The organism is uncultured Aquimonas sp., from assembly GCF_937888285.1.
Taxonomy (GTDB): Bacteria; Pseudomonadota; Gammaproteobacteria; order Xanthomonadales; family Xanthomonadaceae; genus Aquimonas.
In genome coordinates this window covers 47,474-63,405 of record NZ_CALART010000098.1, presented here as the reverse complement: position 1 = coordinate 63,405, position 15,932 = coordinate 47,474, and the positions used below count along the sequence as shown (strand labels likewise).

Annotated in this window: 13 protein-coding genes; 4 read left to right on the top strand and 9 right to left on the bottom strand. The window is 70.3% G+C overall.

Annotated features, from left to right (window positions below; all coding sequences use genetic code 11):
• Nucleotides 1-433 precede the first annotated feature (433 nt).
• Complete coding sequence (locus Q0654_RS18275; protein WP_298856407.1) at nt 434-772, top strand: P-II family nitrogen regulator; 339 nt, start codon at nt 434-436, stop codon at nt 770-772.
• A gap of 328 nt (nt 773-1,100) precedes the next feature.
• On the opposite strand, the gene Q0654_RS18270 is transcribed toward Q0654_RS18275, so the two are convergent.
• Both Q0654_RS18270 and Q0654_RS18265 read right to left on the bottom strand, forming a co-directional pair.
• Complete coding sequence (locus Q0654_RS18270; protein ID WP_298856406.1) at nt 1,101-2,771, bottom strand: SulP family inorganic anion transporter; 1,671 nt, start codon at nt 2,769-2,771, stop codon at nt 1,101-1,103.
• Nucleotides 2,772-2,775: 4 nt separating this feature from the next.
• Nucleotides 2,776-3,201, bottom strand: coding sequence for a hypothetical protein (locus Q0654_RS18265; protein WP_298856405.1), 426 nt, complete (start codon nt 3,199-3,201; stop codon nt 2,776-2,778).
• Between the two features lie 656 nt (nt 3,202-3,857).
• On the opposite strand from Q0654_RS18265, the gene Q0654_RS18260 reads away from it, so the two are divergent.
• From Q0654_RS18260 to bfr, 3 genes are all read left to right on the top strand, one after another.
• Nucleotides 3,858-5,111: a flavohemoglobin expression-modulating QEGLA motif protein gene (locus tag Q0654_RS18260; RefSeq protein WP_298856404.1), complete on the top strand. Its 1,254-nt coding sequence runs from the start codon at nt 3,858-3,860 to the stop codon at nt 5,109-5,111.
• 438 nt (nt 5,112-5,549) lie between these two features.
• Entirely contained in the window at nt 5,550-7,829 is a 2,280-nt protein-coding gene (locus Q0654_RS18255) for an NADP-dependent malic enzyme (protein ID WP_298856403.1), read from the top strand.
• Between the two features lie 228 nt (nt 7,830-8,057).
• Nucleotides 8,058-8,540: a bacterioferritin gene (gene bfr / locus Q0654_RS18250; protein WP_298856402.1), complete on the top strand. Its 483-nt coding sequence runs from the start codon at nt 8,058-8,060 to the stop codon at nt 8,538-8,540.
• Between the two features lie 338 nt (nt 8,541-8,878).
• Here bfr and Q0654_RS18245 read toward each other — a convergent pair whose 3' ends face one another.
• The 7 genes from Q0654_RS18245 to fliE are packed head-to-tail and all read right to left on the bottom strand — an operon-like array spanning nt 8,879 to nt 15,899.
• Nucleotides 8,879-10,333, bottom strand: a complete 1,455-nt coding sequence (locus tag Q0654_RS18245) for a flagellar hook-length control protein FliK (protein WP_298856401.1) — start codon at nt 10,331-10,333, stop codon at nt 8,879-8,881.
• Nucleotides 10,330-10,767, bottom strand: coding sequence for a flagellar export protein FliJ (fliJ, locus tag Q0654_RS18240; RefSeq protein WP_298856400.1), 438 nt, complete (start codon nt 10,765-10,767; stop codon nt 10,330-10,332). The genes Q0654_RS18245 and fliJ overlap by 4 nt, the downstream gene beginning before the upstream one ends.
• 11 nt (nt 10,768-10,778) lie before the next feature.
• Nucleotides 10,779-12,092, bottom strand: coding sequence for a flagellar protein export ATPase FliI (gene fliI / locus Q0654_RS18235; protein ID WP_298856415.1), 1,314 nt, complete (start codon nt 12,090-12,092; stop codon nt 10,779-10,781).
• A gap of 44 nt (nt 12,093-12,136) precedes the next feature.
• Nucleotides 12,137-12,829, bottom strand: coding sequence for a FliH/SctL family protein (locus Q0654_RS18230; protein WP_298856399.1), 693 nt, complete (start codon nt 12,827-12,829; stop codon nt 12,137-12,139).
• A complete protein-coding gene (gene fliG / locus Q0654_RS18225) occupies nt 12,826-13,833 on the bottom strand; it encodes a flagellar motor switch protein FliG (RefSeq protein WP_298856398.1) in 1,008 nt (335 codons plus the stop codon). Before fliG ends, Q0654_RS18230 begins: the two co-directional genes overlap by 4 nt.
• Nucleotides 13,826-15,550 (bottom strand): flagellar basal-body MS-ring/collar protein FliF, encoded by a 1,725-nt coding sequence (gene fliF / locus Q0654_RS18220; protein WP_298856397.1) that lies wholly within the window; start codon nt 15,548-15,550, stop codon nt 13,826-13,828. The genes fliG and fliF overlap by 8 nt, the downstream gene beginning before the upstream one ends.
• A gap of 16 nt (nt 15,551-15,566) precedes the next feature.
• Nucleotides 15,567-15,899, bottom strand: a complete 333-nt coding sequence (fliE, locus tag Q0654_RS18215; protein ID WP_298856396.1) for a flagellar hook-basal body complex protein FliE — start codon at nt 15,897-15,899, stop codon at nt 15,567-15,569.
• Nucleotides 15,900-15,932 lie beyond the last annotated feature (33 nt).

Here is a 15,932-nt window from a genome sequence, read left to right as displayed (position 1 = left end):
CGCAGGGGAATCTTGCGGGTGGAGGTTGCGCGACCGGCCGGGGCATGAGATTTGTCGCGAGCCGTGCGGGTTGAATGATTGCCGGGACCCGCGCTGGTGGGATGGCCGAGGCCCGTGTAGGTGGGATGGCCGAGAACGGGGCAGGGGGATTGCCAAGACCGGGGCAGGAGGCGGCAGATGCGCTGTGCTTATCTGCCCTACGCGCCTATGTGCGTGGGGCTGCGTTCGGAGCAAGGCGTCACTCGCGGTCGTAGGGTGGATAAGCGCAGCGCATCCACCAGCGGGTCCGGGGGATGCGGTGCCTGGGGCGGAGTCCATGGCCCAGCCGTGCTCGCTGCCGATTGATGGATGCCCGTCCACGATCCGGGCGCGTCGCGGCTTCGGCGGGGCATTCCCGCTATCCTGTGCGCGCCCTCAATGCCCGGAGCCACCCATGAAAATGGTCACCGCCATCATCAAGCCCTTCAAACTGGACGACGTGCGCGAGGCGCTGTCGGAAGTGGGCGTGACCGGCGTGACCGTCACCGAGGTCAAGGGCTTCGGCCGGCAGAAGGGCCACACCGAGCTGTATCGCGGCGCCGAGTACGTGGTCGATTTCCTGCCCAAGGTGCGGATCGAGGTGGCGATCGAGGCCGACCGCGTCGAGCAGGTGGTCGAGGCCATCCGCAATGCCGCCAACACCGGCAAGATCGGCGACGGCAAGATTTTCGTGCACACGCTGGACCAGGTGATCCGCATCCGCACCGGCGAGGTCGGGCCGGACGCGCTCTGAGCGCTGGGATTGGGGGTGAGCCGGCGCGCTTGCGCGGCACTGCCGCGCGCGCTGCCGAACGCCCGAGCGCTGCGCGCGAGGGCGGGGAAGGGATTCGGAATTCAAAGCGGGCTGCATAGGGTGGGCCCTGGCCCACCGTGGATTTGACTCTCGCGAACGGTGTCGAAGGCGTGCGTGTGGATCGACGCTCCGAAGCTGTGACCGGCGCAAGCGTGGAGCTCATGGTGGGCCGGGGCCCACCCTATGACGCTGTGATGGGGGGCGCCGGGGCGGGTTCGCGGATCGTGACCGCGGCGAGCCTTGGGCTCGTGGTGGGCCGGGGCCCACCCTATGGGGCTTCGATCTTCATCGCGGCCTGCGCCATCGCCAGCGCTTCGTCAAAGCCGGCGGCGAGGCCGAGCAGGTTGGGGTGCTTGCCGAAATCCATCTGGTGCAGGATCGCGTGCGGCTGGCCGTGCAGGCCGGACAGGATCACCGCCGTGCCCATCTTCTGGCAGCGGCTGACGAACTCCTCCAGCGCGGTCACGCCCGAGGCATCGATCAGCGGCACCTGGCGCAGGCGCAGGATGAACACCTTCGGCGGTTCGCGGATCGGGTCCAGCACCTGGTCGAGGCGGTTGGCCACGGCGAAGAACAGCGGCCCGGAGAAGCGGAACATCTCGACGCCTTCGGGCAGGCGCTGGCGGGCATCGGGTTCCTCGTCCGCATCGCCGTCTTCGACCGGTGCCACGCTGACGCTGGTGCTCATGCGGTGCATGAAGACGAAGGCCGCCAGCACCACCCCGACTTCGATGGCGAGGGTCAGGTCGAAGGCCACGGTCAGGGCGAAGGTCACCAGCAGCACCACGCGATCGCCCACCGGCGCGCGCAGCAGCTGCTTGAAGCGGTGGATCTCGGCCATGTTCCAGGCCACCACCAGCAGCAGGGCCGCCAGCACCGACAGCGGCACGTAGACCATCAGCGGCGCCAGCACCAGCATGAAGGCCAGCAGGAAGCCCGCGTGCGCCATGCCGGCGACAGGCGAGCGCGCGCCGGCGCGGATGTTGGTGGCGGTGCGAGCCAGCGCGCCCGTGGCCGGCAGGCCGGCGACCAGGGCCGAGGCCGCGTTCGCCACGCCCTGGGCCACCAGTTCAGCGTTCGAACGATGGCGCTGGCCGGTCATGCCGTCCGCCACCACCGCCGACAGCAGGGACTCGACGCCGGCGAGGAAGGCGATGGTCAGCGCCGCCGGCAGCAGCTCGAAGGTGCGCTCGAAGGGAATGTTCGGGATCGCGAAGTCGGGCAGCGCCGCCGGCAGCTCGCCGAAGGTGCTGCCGATGGTCGGCACCGGTAGCCCCAGCGCGGCAACGCTGCCGGCCACCACCACGATCAGGAAGGCCGGCCAGCCGGGCCGATGGCGCTTGAGCAGGGCCAGCGCGATCAGTCCACCGGCGCACAGCGCCGCCGCGGCCGGCTGCCAGGTGGGCAGATGCGCGAAGTAGGCCGCCCAACGCTCGAAGAACTCGCCGGGCACCTGGTCCATGCGCAGGCCGAGCGCGTCCTTGACCTGGCTGGCGAAGATCGACACCGCGATCCCTGCAGTGAAGCCGGTGATCACTGGCTGCGGCATGTAGCGCAGCAGCACGCCCAGGCGCAGCAGGCCGGCGGCGATCAGGATCAGCCCGGCCAGCAGGGTGCAGAGGATCAGGCCCTCGTAGCCGAAGCGCTCGATGACGTTGAACACCACCGGGATGAAGGCCGCGGTGGGGCCGCCGATCTGCACGCGCGAGCCGCCGAGTGCCGAAATCAGGAAGCCGGCGACGATGGCGGTGTGCAGGCCGCGCTCGGGCGTGGTGCCGGAAGCGATCGCCAGCGCCATCGCCAGCGGCAGGGCGACGATGGCGACCGTGAGCCCGGCTACCAGGTCGGCGCGCAGGTCACGCGCGCCGTAGCCGCGGGCCAGCGTGGTGTACAGCTGCGGAACAAAGCCCCGGAAGTCGCTGATCAGGCGCCGGGGCATGGGATCAGCCCTGCGAGATGTCGGGCAGGCCGGTGGTCAGCCACCACTGCTTGGCCTCGGCGTCCCAGCGCCACAGTTCGCGCACCAGGAAGGTCCGCTCGACCTGGGTGTGGCGGTTGATCAGGCGCACCTCGACCAGCTGCCGCACCTCGCCCTGGCCGGCGGGCTCCTTGGCCTTGACCAGGTAGCCGGTGAATTGCACCTGGGCGTAGCGCTCCCATTCGAGCCGGCTGATCGGCTTCTCGACGCGCAGCTTGGGGTCGACGAACTCGTAGGCGCGCTCCAGATCGCTGAAGCGGATCGCGCCGGCATAGTTGAACAGGGCGGCGTCGAGCTTGATGTTGTCGCCGCCCTTGGTGGCGCAGGCGCCGAGCAGGACGACGAGGGCGAGCGTCACGAGCAGGCGTGGCAGTCCGAGGCGTGGGATCACGAGCGCTCCGATGCGGCGGGTGGCGCCTGATTCTGCGGCATGCACAGGCCTTGACGCGAGTTGCACCAAGGTCAAGGCGCTCCGCGTCGCGTTCAGGGTGGGCCCTGGCCCACCATGGACACCACGCGTGCCCCGGTCTTGAATGTGGGCGGGCGTCCTTCGCAGAGCGAACGCCGAAGCAACGGAAGCGCACAGACGCGGTCGAGCCCCGTGCATAGGGTGGGCCCTGGCCCACCATGGACACCACGCGTGCCCCGGTCTTGAATGTGGGCGGGCGTCCTTCGCAGAGCGAACGCCGAAGCAACGGAAGCGCACAGACGCGGTCGAGCCCCGTGCATAGGGTGGGCCCTGGCCCACCATGGACACCACGCGTGCCCCGGTCTTGAATGTGGGCGGGCGTCCTTCGCAGAGCGAACGCCGAAGCAACGGAAGCGCACAGACGCGGTCGAGCCCCGTGCATAGGGTGGGCCCTGGCCCACCATGGGCAGCACTGGCCGCGGTCATCAATGCGGGCGGGCTCCCTTCGCAGAGCGAACGCCGAAGCAACAGGGCGTAGAGAGCTGCGGTCGAGCCCACGGTGGGCCAGGGCCCACCCTATGCGAAGGCGCGACCGCGCAAGGCGCCCAAGCGCTCGGCGCATTGGTTAGAGTGCGGCCATGTCCCCCGAACTCGCCCACCACATCGCACTCGACGCCCGTCTGGTCGATGCCGTGGGGGCGATCCGCCTGCTGCAGGCCGTCAGCTGGCCGGTGGCTGAGCAGGAGCGCTTCCTTGAAGGCTTCCGCCGCGGCCAGCCGCAGCTGCCGACGCCGCGCTACCGCGGTCGCGACCTCTCGGCGGCGCGCGCCGAGCTGGCGGCGATCCGCGATGCCGCCGATCCGCAGCACCCGCTGGGCCAGTACCTGCAGCGCAGCGCCGAAAGCTGGCTGCACGCCGCCTGGCTGATCGAAGCGGCGGGCAGCGAAGCGGCGAGCTGGCACTCCATCCAGATCTTCGGCCGGCCCGGCGATGCGCTGCCCGGCTCGGCCTACACGAATATCGACGCCGCCCGCCATTTCATCGAGATCGCCGACGAGGTCAGCGGCACCCTGCCGGCCGAAGACGGCGAGGCCGTGTACAGCGCCGAGGCCATGGCCGCCGAGCTGCAGGCCGCGCTGGACGCCTTCTTCGTCGGCCATCGCGTGCGCGTCGAGGTCGACCCCGAGCTGATCGCCAAGGCCGCGGCCGGCCCGACCCGTATCCGCCTGCGCGGCGGCGCCAGCTTCAGCGAGTACGACCTGCGCCAGCTGCTGGAGCACGAGGCCTTCGTGCACTCGCTGACCGCGCTCAACGGTCGCGAGCAGCCGCATCTGAAGAGCCTGTCGCGCAGCGCGCCGCGGGTCACCGCGACGCAGGAGGGGCTCGCGACCTTTGCCGAGCTGATGACCGGGGCGATCGACCTGCCGCGGCTGAAGCGACTGTCGCTGCGCATCCTCGCCATCGACATGGCCCTGAACGGTGCCGACTTCATCGACGTGTTCCGCTTCTTTCTCGACTCGGGCCAGAGCGAAGTGGAGAGTTTCGCCTCGGCGCAGCGGGTGTTCCGCGGCTGCCCAACCTCGGGCGGGGCAGCCTTCACCAAGGACGCGGTCTACCTGCACGGCATGCTCAGCGTGCACACCTTCTTCCGCTGGACCATCCGCCACCGCCGGCCGCGGCTGTCGCACCTGCTGTTCGCCGGCAAGATGGCCCTGCATGACGTGTTCACCCTGGAGCCGCTGTTCGAGGACGGGGTGATCGCCGAGCCGCTGTACCTGCCGCCCTGGGCGCAGCGCGCGAACGGCCTCGCCGGCGTGCTGGCCTTCTCGCTGTTCGCCAACCGCATCCGCATCGACCGCGTCGAAGCCGAGGACCTCACGCTCGGCCTATAGCGGCGACGCACAGCGTGGGCCGCTCCGCGTCAAGGTCCACGGCTCCATAGGGTGGGCCCTGGCCCACCGGAGCTCGACTCCAGCCCCGGTCACCGCGAAGGGCGAGCCGAGCCGCTTCAACGCTCGGTGCGGCGCACACCGGAGCGAAAGCGAAGGCCAGGGTGGGCCAGGGCCCACCCTATGGGTTTGAAGGGGTGGGGCGAGGTTCGAGCTCATGGTGGGCCAGGGCCCACCCTATGGGTTCGAAGGGGTGGGGCGAGGTTCGAGCTCATGGTGGGCCAGGGCCCACCCTATGGGTCCGAAAGGGTGCTGCGAGGTTTGAGCTCAGGGCGGGCCAGCGCGTGGGTGCGTTCGACATACGTCAGGGCACGGGCGGCCAGCGGCGTCGCGGGGCGCTACCATGGTCGACCCCGCTGTCACCTGAGCCCTGCGCCCGACATGTCCGACAACGACGCCTTCAAGCAAGCCGCCCTCGACTACCACCGCCAGCACCCGCCGGGGAAGATCAAGGTCACGCCGACCAAGGCGCTGGTGAACCAGCGCGATCTCGCGCTGGCCTATTCGCCGGGCGTGGCCGCGGCCTGCGAGGCGATCGTGGCGGATCCGGCCGAGGCCTCCACCGTCACCGCCCGCGCCAATCTGGTCGCCGTCATCACCAACGGCACCGCCGTGCTCGGGCTCGGCAACATCGGCCCGCTGGCGGCCAAGCCGGTGATGGAAGGCAAGGGCGTGCTGTTCCAGAAGTTCGCCGGCATCGACGTGTTCGACATCGAGGTCAGCGAGAACGACCCCGACAAGCTGGTCGACATCATCGCCGCACTGGAGCCCACCTTCGGTGGCGTGAACCTCGAAGACATCAAGGCGCCGGAGTGCTTCATCGTCGAGCGCAAGCTGCGCGAGCGGATGAAGATCCCGGTCTTCCACGACGACCAGCACGGCACCGCGATCATCGTCGGCGCCGCGGTGCTGAACGCCCTGCACGTGGTCGGCAAGAAGATCGAGGACGTCAAGCTCGCCACCTCGGGCGCGGGTGCGGCCGGCATCGCCTGCCTCGACATGCTGGTGGCGTTGGGCCTGAAGCCCGAGAACATCCTCGCGGTCGATCGCGACGGCGTGATCCACACTGGGCGCACCGATCTCGACCCCGACAAGCGCCGCTATGCGCGCGACACCGACGCGCGGACCCTGGCCGACATCCTGGTCGGCGCCGATGTGTTCCTCGGCCTGTCGGCCGGCAACATCCTGAAGCCCGAGATGCTGGCCACCATGGCCGAGCGCCCGGTGGTTCTGGCCCTGGCCAATCCGACGCCGGAGATCGACCCCGCGCTGGCGCGCAGCACGCGCCCGGACTGCATCATCGCCACTGGCCGTTCGGACTACCCGAACCAGGTCAACAACGCGCTGTGCTTCCCCTACATCTTCCGCGGCGCGCTCGATGTCGGCGCCACCACGATCAACGAGGCGATGAAGCTGGCCTGCGTCAAGGCCATCGCTGAACTGGCGCGCAAGGAAGCCAGCGACCTCGGCGCGGCCTATGCCGGTGAGACGCCGAGCTTCGGGCCCGAGTATCTGATTCCGCGTCCCTTCGATCCGCGTCTGCTGGCCTCGCTGGCGCCGGCGGTGGCGCAGGCGGCGATGGAGTCGGGCGTGGCCACGCGCGCGATCGACCTCGACGCCTATCGCGAGAAGCTCAACACCTTCGTGTTCCGCACGGGCCTGCTGATGAAGCCGCTGGTCGAGCGCGCCCGCGCCAGCCTGCAGCGCGTGGCCTATGCCGAAGGCGAGGAGGAAGTGGTGCTGCGCGCGGTGCAGACCGTGGTCGACGAGCGCATCGCGCGGCCGATCCTGATTGGCCGCCCGGCGGTGATCGAGGCGCGCATCCAGCGCCTGGGCCTGCGCATCCGTCCGGGCGTGGATGTCGACGTCACCAACATCGACGACGACCCGCGCTTCAACGACTACTGGCAGCTCTACCACCAGATCATGCAGCGCCGCGGCGTAACGCCGGCGGCCGCGAAGGCGATCGTGCGCTCGCGCGCCACCGTGATCGCCGCGCTGATGGTCCGCCGCGGCGAGGCCGACGCCCTGCTCTGCGGCCTGGTCGGTCGCTACCAGAAGAAGGCCAAGCATGTGATCGACGTGCTCGGCACCGACCAGGGCGAGGACAAGGTCGCCGCGATGTCGGCGGTGCTGAACGACAAGGGCGTGTTCTTCTTCACCGACACCCACATGCAGGTCGACCCGACCGCCGACCAGATCGCCGAAGCGGCGCTGCAGGCGGCCTACCGGGTCAAGATGTTCGGCGTCGAACCGAAAGTGGCGCTGGTCAGCCACAGCAACTTCGGCACCCACGATTCGCCGTCGGCGATCAAGCTGCGCGAGGCGCTGAAGCGCATCCGCGTGCGTGCGCCCAAGCTCGAGGTCGAAGGCGAGATGCACGTCGACGCCGCGCTCAGCGAAGAGGTGCGCAACCATCTGTTCCCGGACTCGCGCCTGAAGGGCCGCGCCAATGTGCTGGTCTTCCCCAACCTCGACGCCGCCAACACCGCCTACAACCTGGTGCGCAGCATGACCGACGGCGTCGGCCTCGGGCCGATCCTGATGGGTGTCTCGCACAGCGCCCACGTGCTCACGCCCTCGGCGACCGTGCGACGCGTCGTCAATATGAGCGCGATCGCGGCGGTGGAAGCGCAGGTGCGGAGTGCGATGAGGGGGTGAGGAGCTGGGGTTCGGGATTGGGGATTCACAGCGCGCGCTCCCGCGGCTGAGATGCTGCTCGCTGGAGCGGTGATCGTCGAAGGCCTTCAGGCCTGACCGCCGTCCCGACCGTCGGCGAATCCCGAATCCCGAATCCCCAATCCCGGCTCTTGGCAAACGCTTCTCATCCGATCGCCTCCACGCCGGCTTGGGCATACTCCCCGGCATCGTGTGCGAGGAGACCGTCCGATGAAGGGCCATCCTGAAGTTGTCGACTACCTGAAGTTCCTGCTGCGCGGCGAGCTGGCCGCGCGCGACCAGTACCTGATCCATTCGCGTCGCTACGACGACCTTGGCCTCGCTGCGCTTTACGAGCGCATCAACCACGAGGCGGAAGAGGAGGGCCAGCATGCCGATGCCCTGCTGCGGCGGATCCTGTTCCTGGAAGGCGACCCCGACATGCGGCCCGATGCCTTCGAGCCGGGGCGCACGGTCGAGGAAATGCTGGAGCGCGACCTGCAGCTGGAGTACACGGTGCGCGGACATCTGGCCCGGGGTGTGGCCCTGTGCGAGCAGCACGGCGACTACGTGACCCGCGACATCCTGGTCGCGCAGATGAAGGACACCGAGGAAGACCACACGCGCTGGCTGGAGCAGCAGCTGCGGCTGATCCGCATGATCGGCCTGGAGCGCTATCAGCAGAGTCAGATTCGCGGTGGCAGCGCTGCCTGAGCGCGGGCTGCCGAGCAAGGCGCGTGAGAGCTGGCGGATGCGCTGCGCTTATCCGCCCTACGAGTTCGAATGACGCGATGCCTCCAACGAAGTCGACCACCGCGCTACGCGTAGGGTGGATAAGCAAAGCGCATCCACCGCAAATCGCGAGTGACGCGACGTGTTGAGAGAAGCGGCAGGCGGCTTCGCACGGGGTGCGTGCGCGGGATGGGGGAGAGTTGGACCGGGGCAGGTGCGGAGCTCCTGGTGGGCCAGGGCCCACCCTATGCTTCAGCCGATCCCGATCCCGATCCCGATTCTCGATCCCGATCCCGATCCCGGATCCCGGATCCCGGATCTCAGGCGAAATCGTCGATCAGGCCGTTGTGGTGGCGGATGGCCACCGCGGCGGGAGCTTCGGCTGCAACGCCCTCGTCCGATCCGCCCTTGGCTGCATCGCGCCGGGTGAAGCCCTCGCGCTGCTGCGGCGCGTCCTGGTAGGCGGCGCGCTCCTGTCCGACCTGGGCGTCGGCGAGGTTGAAGCCCTGTTCGGCGAGCAGTTCGCGCAGGCGCGGCACCTGGGTTTCGAGCAGGCTGCGCACGTCGGCGCTGCGGCTGGCGAACTCGGCGCGGATCTCGTCGCCGTTCATTTCCAGGCTGATCTCCAGCGGGCCGAGTTCGTCAGGCGACAGCTTCAACTCGGCGCGACCGACCTGCTGCGAAGCCATCCAGACCACCTGCTGGCTCAAGCTGGCACTGAACTGCGGCGAGCCGGGCTCAAGCCGTGCGCTGGGAAGGACCGGCAGCAGCGTCGGCGCCAGCGATTCGCGCGGGCTCGCGGCAAGTTCGGCGCGCTCTGCGCCCAGCGCTGCCTGCAGGACGCTGCTGGGCGCGCTGCGCGGAGAGGTGCGCGCCGGCAGCGCGTCTTCGCCTGTGTCCGGAAGCTGGCTCAGTCCCGCCAGATCGATGCCGGCTTCGCCCGCAGGCAGGGCCGTTGCGGCCCCTGCTGAAGGCGGTGTCAGGCCGGGCGTCTGCGGGTTGGCCGCGGCGCTGAAGTTGGCGCCGGGTCGCGGTGCTGCGGTGGTCGCGGTCTCGGCGGCGGCGAGCGCTTCCGCGCTGGCTGCCAGCGCTCCCGCGAGTGTCTGCGCTGCTGTCGACGCCGATGCTTCTGCTGCACCTGCAGCGCCGCCCGTAGCTGCTGCGGCCAAGTGGCCGTCGACGGCGTTGACCGCGGGAGCGCGCGCGAGCTGTGCGGCGATGGCAGCGGGCGAAAGCCGCGGGCCAGCGTCGCCCGTGGTTGCCGGGAAGGTCGATGGTGGGAGCATCGCCGCGGGATCCCCGCCTGCGCGAGGGTGACGCAACAAGGTGTCTGCTGGAACTTCTGTACCGACCTGCGCCGTGGCCAGGCGCTCGTAGGGCGCAGCGACGGCGCCAAGGCCCGGCAGTTGGGCCAAAGGCTCCGCCGTCAGCCCTGCACCCGCAGCGCCAGCCGAGCTCGCCTGCGCCTGTACGGCCATGCCGCCGAAGCCCAAGTCAAAGCCGGAAGCACTGCCCGGCAGCGCAGGCGGCAGCGGCGCAAGGCCCAGCGCGGCGAGCAGGGCTGGATCCGGACCCTCGGGCGCCGGCGTCTCCGCCTGTTCGACCGGCTGCGCGGCAGCAGTCGGCAGCGCGGTCGGCTCGGCCTGTGAAGTCGAGGGTTCGAGCTGGGCGAAGAGCGCAGCGAAGCCGGACGCCCCGACTGTCGATTCGGTGCGTGCGCTGGATCCGCGCGGGGCGCTGGCCGCTGCCGGGGCGGCCATGGGTGCGGCATTCATTCGGAACCTCCGCTGCCGCGCAGGTGCTGACGCACGGCGTGGTCGTCGAGTTCGCGCTGGGCGCGCTGGTTGTCGACATGGGCCTCGCGCTTGACGTACGCGGCCGAGAGTTTTTCGAGCACCGCCTTCTCGCGGCTGGCCAGCAGCAGCCGGGTGCGCTCCAGCTCGCAGTTCTCCTCGGCGCGGCGCACCGCCTGCTGCTGCTGCTTGAGCGCGTCATCGAGCTTGTCGAGGAAGGCGCGGCGGTTCAGCAGCTGCGCGGCGCTGGTCAGCTCGGCCGGCGGCTGCGCGTACTCGTGCGCGTACTTCGAGAGCTCGTCGAGGCGCTGCTGGTGCGTCGCCAGGTGCTTGCTGCGCTCGGCCAGCGCGCGTGCGCGCTCGGTCTCGCGGTCGGCGGCGATCTGCTGGATGGGGCGCAGGCGATTGCTGTCCATGAGCAGGTCCTCTAGCTACCTTCGTGGATCAGTTGCGAGAGTGCGGCGCGACTGCTGGCGATGTCTGCGGCGTCGGCCACATCCTGGTTGAGGAAGCGCATCAGCGCCGGCCAGCGCCGCAGGGCGTCGTCGACGCGCGGATCCGAGCCGCGCTGGTAGGCGCCGATCGAGATCAGGTCCTTGTGGCTGGAGTAGGCCGACATCAGCTGGCGCACCTGGCTGATCTGCGCGCGCCAGTCGGCGTCGGCGATCTCGCTGACCACGCGGCTGACCGAGCCCTCCACGTCGATCGCGGGGTAGCGCCCGCTCTCGGCCACCGCGCGCGAGAGCACGATGTGGCCGTCGAGGATCGCGCGGGCGGCGTCCGAGATCGGTTCGTGCACGTCGTCACCCTCGGTCAGCACGGTGTAGAAGGCGGTGATGGAGCCGCGTCCGGCCGCTCCATTTCCCGCCCGTTCGACCAGCTGCGGCAGGCGCGCGAACACGCTGGGCGGATAGCCACGGGTGGTCGGTGGCTCGCCCACCGACAGGCCGATCTCGCGCTGGGCCTGGGCGAAGCGCGTCAGCGAATCCATCAGCAGCAGCACGTTGCGGCCCTGGTCGCGGAAGTACTCGGCGATCGCGGTAGCGCGCCAGGCGCCGTGCAGGCGCGCCAGCGGTGGGCGGTCGGCGGGGGTGGCCACCACCACCGCGCGGTTGAGGCCCATCTGGCCCAGCGTGTTCTCGACGAAGTCGCGGACCTCGCGGCCGCGCTCGCCGATCAGGCCGACCACGACCACGTCGGCCGAGGTGTAGCGCGTCATCATGCCCAGCAGGGTCGACTTGCCGACGCCGGAGCCGGCGAACAGGCCGACGCGCTGGCCCCGGCCGATCGGGATCAGCGCGTTGATTGCGCGCACGCCGACGTCCAGCGACTGGTGGATGGGCTCGCGCTGCAGCGGATTGATGACCGGGCCGGTGAGGCTGACCGTGGCCTCGCAGCGCGGCTCGCCGCGGCCGTCCAGCGGCACGCCTTCGCCATCGATCACGCGGCCGAGCAGGGCATCGCCGACGCGCACGCCGGCGGCACCGCCGGGCACGGGGACCACGCGTGCGTTCGGCAGCAGGCCCTGCACCTCGGTGCTGGGCATCAGGAAGGTGCGATCGCCGGAGAAGCCGACCACCTCGGCCTCGACCCAGCTGCCGTCGGCGGTCTGCAGGCGGCAGCTGGCGCCCAGCGGCACCTCGCAGCCGACCGCTTCCAAAGTGAGCCCGACCACGCGCTTCAGGACACCCTCGCGGAGGAACTCGCGGGCGCCCGGAGGGGGCGGGCCATGCCGGCGCAGTCGGCTGGCGAGCCGGGCCTGGCGCTGCTGGCGCAGGCTGGCGCTCACGGCCGCGGCTCCGGCGGCGGAGTCGCGGGCTCGCCCTCCGCCTCGGCCGAGGCGTTCAGCAGGCGCGGCAGGATCTGCTCCAGTCGGCTGGCCAGGCGTGCGTCAAGGCGCACGTCCTCGGCGTGCACGCGCAGGTCGCCGCGGGCCAGGGCCGGGTCCGCCACCAGGCGGGTGCCGGTGGCCGCCGTCAGCAGCGGCTCGACCGCCTCCAGGTCTTCGGGGTGCAGGCGCACCTCCACGCTGCGCGGACGCTCGCCCAGGCTGTCGATCGCCTCGCGGGTGAGTGCGGCCAGCAGCTCCGGGTGCTCCCGGTAGTGCTGGCGCACCAGGGTGCCGGCGATCCGCGCAGACAGTTCCACCAGGGCCTGCTCGACCTCCTGGTCAAGTTCCGCCAGGGGGCGTGAGAACGCATCGAGGATGCCCTCCAGTCGCGCCTGCAGCAGGCGCATCTCGGCCTGCGCGGCAGCCAGGCCTTCCGCGCGCCCTGCCGCGTAGCCCTCCTCGTGGGCGGCACGCTGGATCGCCTCGATGTCCTCCAGCGAGGGGGGCGGCGGCAGCGGGGCGTCCTCCTCGGAGGTGGCCGGCCGGGACGGGTCGGCCGTTGGCAGGTCCAGCACCGGCATCTCCCAGCGCTGCAAGCCTTCGCCGCCAGGCGTGGGGCGGATCGGGCCCGCCGCCGCGGCGCTCACAGCAGCTCCTCGCGGCTGCCGCCGAGCTGGATCTCACCGGCGTCGGCCATGCGGCGGATGATGGTGAGGATCTCCTTCTGCGCCGCCTCCACCTCGGACAACTTGGCCGGGCCGCGCACCTCCATGTCCTCCACCAGCATGGCCGCGGCGCGCTGCGACATGTTCTTGAGGATCTTGTCCTTGACCTTGCCTTCGGCGCCGCGCAGGGCCAGCCCCAGCTTGTCGCCCTGCACCTCGCGCAGTACGGTCTGGATGGCGCGATCGTCGAGATCGGCGACGTTGTCGAAGACGAACATCAGTTCCTGGATCTTGTCGCACAGCTCGGGATCCACCTCGCGGATGCCGCCGCTGATCTGCTGCTCGGTGCTGGTGTCGAGGAAGTTGATGATGTCGGCTGCCACCTTGACGCCGCCGACCTGGCTCTGGTTCAGGCCCTGGTTGCCGGCGAAGCGCTTCTCCATGATGTCGTTCAGTTCGTTGAGTGCATTCGGCGGAATGCCCTCCAGCGTGGCGATGCGCATCAGCGCGTCCACGCGCGTGCGCGGCGGCAGCAGTTTGACCACGTCGGCGGCCTGGTCGCTTTCCAGGAAGCTCAGCACGATCGAGATGATCTGCGGATGCTCGTTGCGGATCAGGTCGGCGATCGAGCGCGGGTCCATCCACTTCAGGGTTTCCAGGCCCTTGCTGTTGCGGCCGAGCAGGATGCGCTCGATCAGGCCGCCGGCCTTGTCTTCGCCCAGCGCCTGCACCAGCACCTTGCGCACGTAGTCGTCGGCGCCCAGGCCGAAGGCGGTCTGGCTCTGCAGGTCCTCGACGAAGCCGTCGACCACCTCGATCACCTGGTCCTTGGTGACGTTGCTGATGGTCGCCATCGCCACGCCGAGCTTCTGCACTTCCTTGGCGCTGAGCTGGCGCAGCACTTCCGCCGCTTCGGACTCGCCGAGCGACATCAGCAGGACGGCGGCACGCTGGGTGCCGCTGAGCTTGTCGTTGTTGTCAGGCATCGGCGGCCACCCAGTTCTTCACCACCTGCGCCACGATCTTCGGATCTTGCGCGACCGTGCTGCGGGCAAGCTGAAGCTTCTCGTCCAGCGTGCGCGCCGAGGCCACCATGGCCTCGCGCTGCTCGCGGGTGTTGTTGACCTGGCCGGGCAGCATGCGCACGCCGGCCTCGTCCTCGCCGCCCTCGGTGTCGCCGCTCAGCAGGGGCAGGTCGCCCTCGTCGGCGGCGATCTCGTCGCGGCGGCGCGGCGCGGGGCCGAGCAGGGTGCGGATCACCGGCCGCACCACGAACAGGATCAGCAGGATCACCAGCAGCAGGCCGCCGCCGTACTTCAGCAGCGGCCAGAACCAGGGTTGCTCGGTCAGCGGCACGCTCATGTCCATGGGCGCCGGGGCCTCGCGCAGGAAGGGCGCGTTCATCACGCTGACCGCATCGCCGCGCGCGTCGTTGAAGCCGATCGCCTGCTTGACCAGCTGCTCGACCTGGGCGAGTTGTTCCGCGCTGAGCGGCTGCAGGGCGGGCAGGGCAGTGGTGGTCGCCGCGGCGGCGGCAGCCGGATCGGCGGCCGGGTCTGCCGCGGGATCGGCTGTGGGGTCAGGTGCGGCGACGGCGGCGGCCGGGTCCGGCACCGACAGCACGTGGTCGATCAGCACCGCGGCGGTGATCCGCTGCACGCGGCCGGTGTCGTTGCGGCTGTGGCTGACCGTGCGGTCCATCTCGAAATTGCGGGTGGCGCTGCGCGAAGCGCTCTGCGGACCTTCCGTGGCGGCGGTGGCCTCGGCGCCCGGCGGCGTATTCGATGTCGCCCCCGGCACGCCCTCGTTGGGCGGCGCGCTGCTGGTGCTCTCGGCGACCTGCTCGGAGCGCAGCTTGGCGGGGTCGGGCACGAAACTCTCGCGGGCTTCCTCGACCACCGAGAAGTCCATGTCGACGCTGACCTGGGCGCTGACCCGGCCCGGACCAGCGAAGGGCTCCAGCAGCTGCTGGATGCGCGCGACCAGGGTCTCCTCCAGGCGCCGGCGCTGCTCGAACTGCAGGGCCGCCAGCACGTTCGGGTCGTTGGGGTCGTTGTTGGTCAGCAGCCGGCCGGTCTGGTCGATGACGGTGACGCGCTCGGTGGCGAGGTCGGGGATGCTGCTGGCGACAAGGTGCACGATCGCCGCGACCTGGTCGCGCTCCATCTGGCGGCCGGGGTAGAGCTGCAGCATCACCGAGGCCGAAGCCGGCTGCCGCGCGCGGGTAAACGCGCTGGGCTTGGGCAGGGCCAGATGCACGCGGGCCTCGCGTACCGGGCGCAGCTCGCTGATGGTGCGGGCGATCTCCATCTCCAGCGCGTGCTGGTAACGCGCGCCCTCGACGAACTGACTGGTGCCGAAGCCGGGATTCTGGTTGATCGACTCGATGCCGGGGCGCGTGGTCTGCGGCAGGCCCTGGGTGGCCAGATGCATGCGCGCCTCGCGCACCCGCGCTTCCGGCACCTTGATGGCGCCGGTGACGGCATCGATCTCGTTGGGAATCTGCGCCGAGCGCAGCGAGCCCACCACTTCGGCGGCGTCGCGATCGGGCAGGCCCGAGTACAGGGTCACGTAGGTCGGCGACAGCGACCAGAAGAAGCCGGCGATGCCGAGCGCGACCGCTGCGGCCAGCGCCAGCAGCAGGCCGGCCTGGCGCACGGCCGGAATGTCCTTGACCTGGGAGAGCGTGATCTGGGTGTCCATGGCCGGGCGTCCGTGCTTACAGCGGCATGTTCATGACGTCCTGGTAGGCCTGGACCAGCCGGTTGCGCACCTCGACGGTGGCGCGGAAGCTGACCGAGGACTGCTGCGAGGCAAGCATCACCCGCACCAGGTCGACGTTGGGATCGCCCATCTCGAAGGCCTTCGCCAGCGCCGCCGATTCGTTCTGCTCGGCGTTGACCTGGCCGACCGCGCGCTTCAGCGTGTTGCCGAAACCGCCCTCGGCGGCTGCGGGCGCGGGCGTCTCGACCGGGTTGGGCCGCTGGGTCTGCAGCTGCCCCTGCAGACTGCGGATCTGCGAGAGGATGGCGTTGATGCTGGCGTCGCTCATGGAGGGCCTGGACCGTCCTGACGGGATTCAGGC

Bases quoted from the DNA above. Each gene is read 5' to 3' on its own strand.
- Q0654_RS18275 (WP_298856407.1), top strand. From the start codon at position 434: ATGAAAATGGTCACCGCCATCATCAAGCCCTTCAAACTGGACGACGTG.
- Q0654_RS18270 (WP_298856406.1), bottom strand. From the start codon at position 2,771: ATGCCCCGGCGCCTGATCAGCGACTTCCGGGGCTTTGTTCCGCAGCTG.
- Q0654_RS18260 (WP_298856404.1), top strand. From the start codon at position 3,858: ATGTCCCCCGAACTCGCCCACCACATCGCACTCGACGCCCGTCTGGTC.
- Q0654_RS18255 (WP_298856403.1), top strand. From the start codon at position 5,550: ATGTCCGACAACGACGCCTTCAAGCAAGCCGCCCTCGACTACCACCGC.
- bfr (WP_298856402.1), top strand. From the start codon at position 8,058: ATGAAGGGCCATCCTGAAGTTGTCGACTACCTGAAGTTCCTGCTGCGC.
- Q0654_RS18245 (WP_298856401.1), bottom strand. From the start codon at position 10,333: ATGAATGCCGCACCCATGGCCGCCCCGGCAGCGGCCAGCGCCCCGCGC.
- fliJ (WP_298856400.1), bottom strand. From the start codon at position 10,767: ATGGACAGCAATCGCCTGCGCCCCATCCAGCAGATCGCCGCCGACCGC.
- fliG (WP_298856398.1), bottom strand. From the start codon at position 13,833: ATGCCTGACAACAACGACAAGCTCAGCGGCACCCAGCGTGCCGCCGTC.
- fliF (WP_298856397.1), bottom strand. From the start codon at position 15,550: ATGGACACCCAGATCACGCTCTCCCAGGTCAAGGACATTCCGGCCGTG.
- fliE (WP_298856396.1), bottom strand. From the start codon at position 15,899: ATGAGCGACGCCAGCATCAACGCCATCCTCTCGCAGATCCGCAGTCTG.